The following is a 9,464-nucleotide window of genomic DNA, read 5'->3' on the forward strand; positions in this document are numbered from 1 at the left end:
GCGTCACCAGCCGAACGAACGGTCGACGGCGTCCAGCACCCGGTCCAAATCGGGCAGGTACTCCTCCTCGACGCGGGCGGCCGGATAGGGCACGTCGAAGCCCGTCACCCGCAGCACCGGCGCCTCCAGGGAGTAGAAGCACTCCTCGGTGATCCGGGCGGCGATCTCGGCGCCCAGGCCGAGGTTGCCGGGGGCCTCGTGCACGACCACGGCCCGGCCGGTCCGCCGGACGGACTCGAAGACCGGGCCCAGGTCCAGCGGGGAGAGCGTGCGCAGGTCGACGACCTCCAGGTTGCGGCCGTCCTCGGCCGCGGCCTGCGCCGCGTCCAGGGCGGTCCGGACCATCGGCCCGTACGCGATCAGAGTGGCGTCCGAACCGTCCCGCACGATCCGCGACGCGTGCAGCGGGAAGTCGCTGGGCGCGTCGAGGTCGACCACGCCCTTCTCCCAGTAGCGGCGCTTCGGCTCGAAGAACACGATCGGGTCGTCGGAGATGATCGACTGCTGGATCATCGCGTACGCGTCGGCCGGGTTCGAGCAGGTCACGACCTTGAGACCGGGGGTGTGCGCGAAGTACGCCTCGGGCGACTCGGAGTGGTGCTCGACCGCGCCGATTCCACCGCCGTACGGGATCCGGATGACGATCGGCACCCGGACCTTGCCCAGCGACCGGTAGTACATCTTCGCCACCTGGGCGACGATCTGGTTGTAGGCCGGGAAGACGAATCCGTCGAACTGGATCTCGCAGACCGGCCGGTAACCGCGGATGGCCAGGCCGACCGCGGTGCCCACGATGCCGGCCTCGGCCAGCGGGGTGTCGATGACCCGGTCCTCGCCGAAGTCCTTCTGCAGGCCGTCGGTGATCCGGAAGACGCCGCCGAGCTTGCCGACGTCCTCGCCCATGATGACGACCTTGGGGTCGTTCTCGAGCGCGCGGCGCAGGCCGTGGTTCAGGGCCTTGCCAAGGGTGATCGTCTCGCTCATCAGTGGGTGCTCCCCTCGAACGACGCCTCGTAGGCGGCGAACTGCGCGCGCTGCTGGTCGAGCTCGGGCGAGCCGTTCGGGTAGACGTGGTCGAACATGGTGACCGGTTGCGGGTCGGGCATGGCCAGCACCCGCTCGCGCAGGTCCAGGGCCAGCTTGCGGGCCGACTCGTCGACCTCGGCGAAGAACGTGTCGTCGGCGACCTGCTGCTTGGTCAGGAACGCCTTGAGCCGGCTGATCGGGTCCTTGGCCTTCCAGGACTCGACCTCGCTGGCGATGCGGTAGCGGGTCGGGTCGTCCGAGCTGGTGTGCGCACCCATCCGGTACGTGTACGCCTCGATGAGCGTCGGACCCTGACCGTTGCGGGCCTGGTCGAGCGCCGCCCGGGTCACCGCGAACGAGGCCAGCACGTCGTTGCCGTCGATCCGGACACCGGGGAAGCCGAAGCCCGCCGCGCGCCGGTACAGCGGGATGCGGGTCTGCCGCTCGAGCGGCTCGGAGATGGCGTACTGGTTGTTCTGGCAGAAGAACACCATCGGGGCGTGGAACACGCCGGCCCAGACGAACGCCTCGTTGACCTCGCCCTGGCTGGTGGCGCCGTCGCCGAAGTACGCGATGACGGCCTCCCCGTCCGGGGTGCCGGTCTTGCCGTCCATGGTGACGCCCATGGCGTAGCCGGTGGCGTGCAGCGTCTGCGAGCCGATCACGATCGTGTAGCCGTTGAACTTGTACTTGTTCGCGTCCCAGCCGCCCTGGTCGACGCCCCGGAACAGGCCGAACGGCATGATCGGGTCGATCCCGCGGGTGTAGAGCACGCCGTGCTCACGGTAGGTCGGGAACGCCATGTCCTGCGGGCGCAGGGCTCGGCCGGAGCCCACCTGAGCGGCCTCCTGGCCCAGCAGGCTGGCCCAGATCCCCAGCTCACCCTGCCGCTGCAGGGCGGTCGCCTCGGCGTCCAGGCGGCGGACCGTCACGAGGTCCTGGTACAGCTCTCGGTACTCGCTGTCGGTGAAGTCGACCGAGTAGGTAACGCCCTCCGCCGTGGTGACGCTGTCGATGCGCTCACCGTCGGGCGTCAGTAGCTGAACGAAGCCGCCGGCCGGAGCGTCTGCCCCGACTTCGCTTTCGCCGTTCGCCATCCGTGTCTCCCTGTTTCATCTCTGCGCCCACGGCGGGTGTTGCCCGTCCGCGCGGCTGACCGCTGGGGTTCGCCGCGCCTGGCCCGGGTGAGGTTGCCGCGCGGCTGGTCGGCGGAATCACAGACCCCGCCGGGGAGTGACGGCTCCCACCGCGTCCCGCTGCTTGGTCCAGCCGCGACGGCGGCGGTGCCGTCGCCCCCATCCTCGCAGAGAACGTGAGTGGCGCCACAGGTCAGGTCGATCACAGATCCGAAATCTTGCGGAGTCATTGGTGCCCGTATTTGTCCGGTTAAGTGGTTTTCGTGCCATCACTTCTGTCGGAACGGACAACTTTCACCGCTGCCCGAACGGCCATGCGTCGTTCACCCCGATAGCCGAGACAGATCTAAGTTGATCTTTACGCAGGGGGTGCTGGCCGTGCCGGAGCAACCGGACGACGACGGGCTCGTGCCGCCGATCAAGGTGATGCGCAAGCGGCTCAACGGCGTCTACAGCGCCGAGGGCTTCTCCGGCCCGACCCGGCGCTACGTGCTCATCGTGGCGATGCTGGTCGGGCTCGCGTCGCTGCCCACCCTGGCCGCGATCACCGCCGGCTCCCGCGAACTCGGCGACGACCGGACCGGCGCGATGGACGTCCCGTTCATCCCGCCGGCCTCGACCGGACCGGTCCGGCCGGCGCCGACGGCATCGGCGGGCACCGGCTCGCCGAGCGGGTCCGGCCCGGTGCAGGGCCAGGCCCAGAGGCGCAAGACCAAGCCGCGGCCGGCCGCCCCGATCAAAACCAGCCAGGGGTACGGCCAGAGCACGCGCAACGGGTCCTCGGCGGCGCCGTCGGGTGGCTCGGATTCTTCTGGATCTTCCAGTCCTTCGGGTGATCGTGGGGAGTCCTGGCGGCCTGGGTCGCCGGGGTCCGGCTCGGGTTCCGGGTTCGGCTCCGGCTCTGGTTCCGGCTCCGGCTCGGCTGGCTCCGGCTCGTCTGGCTCCGGCCCCGGCTCGGCCGGCTCCGGCTCGTCTGGCTCCGGCCCCGGCTCGGCCGGCTCTGGCTCTGGCTCGTCCGGCTCGTCCGGTGGCGGGAAGCCGGCTCCGGTTCGTCCGCCTTTGCTGCCGTCCGTGCCGGTCGAGCCGCAGCCGGGGGACTCGGACGGCTCGCCGGGTGGGCAGACGCCGGATCCGCCGCAGAAGCCGGTTCGGCCGCCTTGGTGCTGGGATCGGACGGACTGCTCTTGGCGGCCTTCGCACCACCAGCGCCCCGACCGGCCCCATCACCACGATCATGCGGGTCACCAGAACGACCCGGACCGCCCGCACGACCGCGACGACTCAGATCAGGCCGGCGACCGGGACGACTCGGATCACGGGCGAGATCGAGACGACTCGGATCAGGGGCGTGATCGAGACGACTCAGATCAGGCCGGCGACCGGGACGACTCGGATCACGGGCGTGATCAGGACGACTCGGATCACGGGCGTGATCAGGATGACGCTGATCGGGCGGGCGACCGGGATGACCCCGGCCGAGCGCGTGATCGGGCTTGTGACGACGACGACCGCCGGGTGTCCGCCGACCGGGGTCGGTCCGCTGACCGCCGTCGGTCCGCCGACCGCGAGGGCGCTGATCGCCGGATCACCGTCCACATCGCAGCAGCACGTGACCACGATGACGACCCGGCGGCCGACAACCAGGGCCGGACCGGCCGGACGGCCGCTCACCGTGACAAGAGCAGCCGGGCAACCGAGCGCACCCGCCCGTCGAAGGGCCACGACAAGCGCTCGTCGACCGAGCACGAACAGCTCATCCGTTCCATCAGCAGCCGGACGGCCGAGGCCGCCGGATCCAACTCCCGCCGGAGGTCAGAAGTGACCGAACGCCCGCAGAACGCCCGGCCCGCCCGCAACGCGGACCGCACCCACAACAGCCACCGCTACCAGCCGTCCGCCGCCGACCGTGGCGAAGGCAGCACCCAGACCACCACCGCGACCCGCGCCTACCGCGGTTCCCACCGCTCCGAACGCATGCACCGCGTCGACGACCGCTCGGGCGCGCACCACCGCAGCTCCCGGATGGGCCGTCACCACTTGGAGCAGCAGCAGGAGAACCAGGACCACCAGCAGAACGGCTGGTGAAAGGCCCGCCCTCACCCGGCGACGTGGAGGTTCGCCGGGCGAGGCGGGCCGAACAGCGGCCCGGGCTCAGGAGTCGTCGGTGAGGCGATGGCGGTTGGTTTCGATCCAGGCGTCGATGGCTTCCGCGTCGTTCGGGTCGACGCCCTCCGAGATCAGCTGCGCCACCGCCGCCGTTGCCGGGCTGCGTTTCTCGCCCGTTGCGTACAGGCGGGCGAACTCCGGGATCATTTCCTCGACCACCGTGTCCGTCTGCTCCGCCGCTGCCGCCGGGAGGCCGCGTTTGCGGGTCGCGTACGCCGACCAGGCTCGGGTCACCCGGGGGAGCATCGCCGCGTCGTCCATGTCGAGGACCGCGCGCCGGTGCACCCAGTCGAGCAGGAACAGGCCGGCCACCGCCGGGCTCCAGCGCAGCGGGTTCGGCTCCGGGAGGCTGGCCGCGTGGTCCAGCAGCAGGCTCAGGCAGAAGTGCAGCGACGCCAGCTCGTCGTCGGCTGACACGTCGCCGAGGGCGAAGCGGGCCGCCTCCGGTGCGGACAGGAAGTCGCGGAGCAGGCGTTCGCGGTCCGGTGCGCTCAGCTCCGGCGGCTCGGCCAGGGGCGGGACCGTCGCGGCCGGCAGCAGGGCCAGCCGGGCCGTGGCCAATGCCCGGTCGGTGGCCAGGTTGCCGTCCGCCGGCAGGTCGCTGAGCCCGTCGGTGATCTCCAGGTGCTTGCCGACCTCGCCGCGGAGCCGGCCCGGGTCCTCCTCGCGGAACCAGGTCAGCTCGTCGCCCGCGCACATCTCCCGGACCTGGCCCAGGATGCGTTCGGCCGGGCCGCCGACGAAGACGTCCTTGGTGATGCCGATGTTGTGGTCGACCAGGGCGACGACCGCGTGCTCCGGGCCACCGAGCTCGGCGTCGTCGTAGGCGAAGGTGACCAGATAGGACGTCTGGTCGCCGTACACGTCGCCGTACGCGTAGCAGCCGGTCGGGCGCACCTTGCCGAGCTGTTCCGTCCAGGCCGGGGCCTGGGCGCCGGGGCGCACGCCGGCCGCTCCCTCCGCGTCCGGCACCAGGGCCGCGAAGACCTCGCGGATCGTCGTCGCCGACGCCGTGCGTCGCCGGGTGGTGGCGCCGAGGAACTGGCCGACGAACTCCCGGACCGCCGCGGCGCGGTCGGTGACCGCCACGGCGTACACGCTGCCCAGGAGTGCGGTGCCCAGCATCTCGGCGTCCAGGGCGCAGTCGAGCTTCGCCACGTCGCGGGCCGCGTGCAGGACCGCGTCGTATGGAGTCTGGGGTGCCGCCATGCCGCCGAGCCTACCCGTCCGGGCGCTCGCCGGACCTATTCCGAACGGACGACCGTCAGGGCTTCACGTGCCTGTGCGTACCCGTTCAGCACCTCGCGGACCGGCGCGACGACGTATTCGCGGGCCACCTCGGTGACCGACCCCCGCAGGCGTTGCTCGGCGCGCCGGCCGGCGCGTCTCGCGCCCAGGTTGACGATCGGCCGGATCAGCACGGCCAGCAGGGCACCGAGCAGGAGGCCGCCGAGCAGCAGCAACGTCGGCAGCGGCACTTCGCCGACCTTCGGGTTGTCGAACGCGGGAAGGCCGAGGACGCGGACGGCGTACCCGGCGATGAGCCAGCCGAGGCCGACCACCGCCGCGATGGTGAACAGCCATTGCAGGAGGCCGACCACGGTCCACCAGATCGGCTTGCGGCTCATCCCGAGGTCGGTCCTGGCCACCGCCCGGTCCAGCGCGTCGGGCAGGTCGCCCAGCCGGGACCGGGAAGCCGTGCTCAGCGCCGGGGCCCACACCTGCGGGATCGGTGCTGCGGCCCGGGCAGCGACGGCACGGACGGACAGGCCGACCGCTGACTTCTGGGCCGCGTCGGCCTCCGGCAGGGAGGTCCGGGACACCGGCGCCGCCTCGACCGCGGTGTCCGCGGCGTCCGGCTTGTCGGTGGACAGGTGCAGGCGCTTGAGCGGGTCTGGGCGCAGCTTGCGGGCGCCGCGCACCAGCGGCCAGCCGGTGCTGGCGATCGCCCGGTGGCGGTAGGCGCCGGCGGTCGCGGCGGCCACGGCGGGGACGCCGGCGGACGCGGCGAGGGCGTCACTGAGCTGGCGTACGGTCGCCCGGTCCACCTCGTCCTCGGCAGCCGGCGGGCCGATCGTCGTGGCCAGCTGCTCGGCCACCACGTCCAGGTCACCGGCGAGTCGGCGCAGCGCCGCCTGCCGTTCGGCGACCGTCTTCTCCAGAGCCTCGCGCAGCTCGGTCAGCATGCCGGGCTGCTTGGCCGAGGTGGCCAGCACCGGTACGCCGGTCAGCCCGTCCTCGTCGAGCAGCCGCTTGAGGTCGGTGACGACGATCTCGGTGTCCGACGGGGAGAGCCGGTCCGCCTGGTTCAGCACCACGATGGTGATGTCGCTGTGCTGCTTGAACTGTCGCAGGTAGGCGTTGTGCAGGACGCGGTCGCCGTACTTCTGCGGGTCGACCACCCAGACCACCTGGTCGACCAGGCCGAGCAGCCGGTCCACCTCGAGCCGGTGGCCGCGCTCGACGGAGTCGAAGTCGGGCAGGTCGAGCAGCACGAGCCCGCGCAGGGCGGCCTCGTCGTCGCCGTCGAGGGCGCTCTCCCGGATGAAGCGCTGCCGGGGCAGCACGCCGACCCAGTCCAGCAGCCTGTTCGCCGGCTCGAGCGGACCCCAGACACAGGCGTGCGCGACACCGGTCGTCGGCCGGCGTACGCCCACCGGCGAGAGCTTGAGCCGGGCCAGGGCGTTGAACAGGCTGGACTTGCCGCTGCCGGTGCTGCCGGCCAGCGCCACCACGGTGTGGTCCTGTGACAGGGCGAGCCGGCTGCCGGCCCGCTCGACCAGGGTGTGCGCGGCGACCAGGTCGTTGTCGGGCAGGTACGGGTCGGTGACCCGCAGGAAACGCTGCAGGGCGTCCAACCGGGCGACGAGCTGCTCGGCGTCCACCCGGTCGTCGCCGGTCAGCGCGTGCTTGACCCGCTCCACGAGGCTCATGACGGCGACCCGGTCAACGCGACTTCCTCCCTGGACCGCTCCACATCGGCCGCGGCCTGCCGCAGCGTGGCCCCCGGTTGCAGCTCGAGGCCCACGGCGGCGGTGCGGTCCGTGAACCGGGCCGCTTCCGCGTCGAGCAGCACGTTAACGCGCTTGATGAGTTCCTCGCGGGCCCGGGTGGCCAGATTGCGGATCGCCTGGTCCCCGAAGATCGCTTCCAGCACCTTCTGCGCCGCGACCGTGGTGCCCGCGCCGACGGCCAGCTCGGCGCCGGTCGGGATGAAGGCGGTCGAGGTGAACACCGCGATCATCACGGTCAGGCCGACGCCGTTGACCGCGTACGCCGCGCCGCGCGCCACGATCCGCTTGTCGCCGGCCTCGCTGCGGACCAGCTCGAGCACGAACTGCTGCCAGTCGCGGATCACCCGCTCAGCCCGTTGCGGCAGGTCGGGCGAGGGCTTCTGCAGGCCCGGCTCGAGCAGCGCGACTCCGGCCGGGTGCGCCTGCCAGGCCGCGTACGCCTGCTCGGCCGCATCCGAAGCGACCCCGCGCAGCAGCAGGGCGAGCTGCGACTCCAGCGCCGCCTGCAGGTTGCGTCCGGGCGCCGGGCGGCCGGTGACCGCCGCGACGATCTTGTCGCGGAGCTGGCCGACCCGCGACTCCAGCGTGCGCAGCAGCTCACCGGTGCCGACGAACTCCTGCCAGCGGGCCAGCACCTCGCCGCGCAGCAGCCGGCCGTCCTGCAGGCCGTCCTCCATGGTCCGGCGGGCCGTGCGGTAAGCCGCGGTGACCCGCTCGTCCAGCGCCTTCGCGGCGGTCGCCTGCTCGTCGGCCGCCTCGGCCAGGCCGGCCACCGCCGGTCCCAGCGCGGCCAGCGCACCGTCCAGCGTCTGCTTGACCACGGCCGCCCGCGCGTTGGCGTCGGCCGCGAGCTGCGCGAACCAGTCGTGCAACGGCCGGGTGACGTCCTCCGGCAGCAGCCCGCTGCCCTCCAGCGTGGACTCCGGCAGCACGAAGATCGGCGCGGCGCCCATGTCGCGGTCGGTGAGCATCTCGGCGAGGTGGGCGGAGATCTCGCCGGCCGCCTCGGCCGGCACCCGGTCCAGGACCAGGGCGATCACGGTGCCGCGCAGCCGGGCGGTGGTCAGCAGCTCCCACGGTACGGCGTCAGCGTAGCGAGCCGCCGTCGTGACGAAGAGCCACAAGTCAGCGGCGGCCAGCAGTTGCGCGGCGAGCTGCCGGTTCCGGTCGACCACCGAGTCGATGTCGGGAGCGTCCAGAAAAGCCAGACCAGGACCGAGCGCCGTCGCGGAGACCAGCTGCAGCGTCTGCGGATCCGTCGAGCTCTCCGCGGTACGCGTGAGCCCCGGCAGCAGATCGCCGTTCCGGAACCACGGCGAATCGGACGGATGGCTGACCAGCACCGGCGAACGGGTCGTCGGGCGCAGCACCCCGGCCTTGGTGACGGGTGCCCGGACCAGGCTGTTGACCAGGGTGGACTTGCCGGCGCCGGTGGAACCGCCGACCACGACCAGCAGCGGCGCGTCGAGCCGCGCCAGGCGCGGCAACAGGTAGTCGTCGAGCTGGGCGACCAGCGCGGCGCCGATCCGCTTGGCCTCCTCGGCGGAAGGCATGACCAAGGGGTACGGCGTCCCGCCGATCGCCGCGCGCAGCTTGGACAGGGCGACGGCAAGATCCCCGACGGCGGGCGGCGGCTCGACGGGCGGAACGGGCGCGAGCACCGCGGCAAGGTCCTTGGGCCGGGAGCGCGGGATCGGCACATCGTCCTTGACCGCGGGGCCGGCCGGAACCGGCTCGGTGACCGCGGCGGCCTTGTCCTTGCCGGCCGTCTTGTCGATCGCCGGAGATCTGTCGGTGCCGGCCGCTTCGTTGACCAGCGTCGGCTCGTCCTTGGCGGGGGTATCGATCAGGGTGGGCTCTTCGGCGCCGGCCGGGCGGGCGGCGACGGTCGGCTCCTCGTCGGCCGGGCGCGACGTCGGCAGCGCCTCGGTGTCGGCCGTGGGCTCTTCGACCAGGGTGGGCTCGTCGCCGGTGGTCGGCTTCTTGACCAGCGTCGGGTCGTCGCCGGCGTCGGGCTTGGCGATCAGGGTGGGCTCGTCGCCGGTGGTCGGCTCCTCGACCAGCGTCGGCTCGTCGCCGGCGTCGGGCTTGGCGATCAGGGTGGGCTCGTCGCCGGTGGCGG

At 72.4% G+C, this 9,464-nt stretch carries 8 protein-coding genes; 1 reads left to right on the plus strand and 7 read right to left on the minus strand.

Annotated features, from left to right (window positions below):
* Window positions 1–3: 3 nt before the first annotated feature.
* The 4 genes from AB0C12_RS11995 to AB0C12_RS12010 form a co-directional block, all read right to left on the minus strand.
* Window positions 4–987, minus strand: coding sequence for an alpha-ketoacid dehydrogenase subunit beta (locus tag AB0C12_RS11995; RefSeq protein WP_360547135.1), 984 nt, complete (start codon window positions 985–987; stop codon window positions 4–6).
* The gene (gene pdhA, locus AB0C12_RS12000; protein ID WP_360546847.1) at window positions 984–2,123 is read right to left on the minus strand and encodes a pyruvate dehydrogenase (acetyl-transferring) E1 component subunit alpha; all 1,140 of its coding nucleotides are present in this window, start codon (window positions 2,121–2,123) and stop codon (window positions 984–986) included. The genes AB0C12_RS11995 and pdhA overlap by 4 nt, the downstream gene beginning before the upstream one ends.
* Before the next feature lie 524 nt (window positions 2,124–2,647).
* Window positions 2,648–2,872 (minus strand): hypothetical protein, encoded by a 225-nt coding sequence (locus AB0C12_RS12005; protein ID WP_360546848.1) that lies wholly within the window; start codon window positions 2,870–2,872, stop codon window positions 2,648–2,650.
* A 652-nt stretch (window positions 2,873–3,524) separates the two neighbouring features.
* Complete coding sequence (locus tag AB0C12_RS12010) at window positions 3,525–3,833, minus strand: hypothetical protein (protein WP_360546850.1); 309 nt, start codon at window positions 3,831–3,833, stop codon at window positions 3,525–3,527.
* Window positions 3,834–3,980: 147 nt separating this feature from the next.
* On the opposite strand from AB0C12_RS12010, the gene AB0C12_RS12015 reads away from it, so the two are divergent.
* Window positions 3,981–4,247, plus strand: a complete 267-nt coding sequence (locus AB0C12_RS12015) for a hypothetical protein (protein ID WP_360546852.1) — start codon at window positions 3,981–3,983, stop codon at window positions 4,245–4,247.
* A 66-nt stretch (window positions 4,248–4,313) separates the two neighbouring features.
* Here AB0C12_RS12015 and AB0C12_RS12020 read toward each other — a convergent pair whose 3' ends face one another.
* Genes AB0C12_RS12020 through AB0C12_RS12030 form a run of 3 tightly spaced genes read right to left on the minus strand, consistent with a single transcriptional unit; the run spans window position 4,314 to window position 8,895 of the window.
* On the minus strand, window positions 4,314–5,537 hold the full coding sequence (locus tag AB0C12_RS12020; RefSeq protein ID WP_360546854.1) for a hypothetical protein: 1,224 nt from the start codon (window positions 5,535–5,537) through the stop codon (window positions 4,314–4,316).
* 35 nt (window positions 5,538–5,572) lie between these two features.
* Window positions 5,573–7,261 carry a GTPase gene (locus AB0C12_RS12025; protein ID WP_360546856.1) on the minus strand — a complete coding sequence of 563 codons (1,689 nt, stop codon included), beginning with the start codon at window positions 7,259–7,261 and terminating at the stop codon, window positions 5,573–5,575.
* A complete protein-coding gene (locus tag AB0C12_RS12030; protein ID WP_360547137.1) occupies window positions 7,258–8,895 on the minus strand; it encodes a GTPase domain-containing protein in 1,638 nt (545 codons plus the stop codon). Before AB0C12_RS12030 ends, AB0C12_RS12025 begins: the two co-directional genes overlap by 4 nt.
* Between the last annotated feature and the right edge of the window lie 569 nt (window positions 8,896–9,464).

It is taken from the genome of Actinoplanes sp. NPDC048967 (assembly GCF_040649415.1).
Classification (GTDB): domain Bacteria; phylum Actinomycetota; class Actinomycetes; order Mycobacteriales; family Micromonosporaceae; genus Actinoplanes.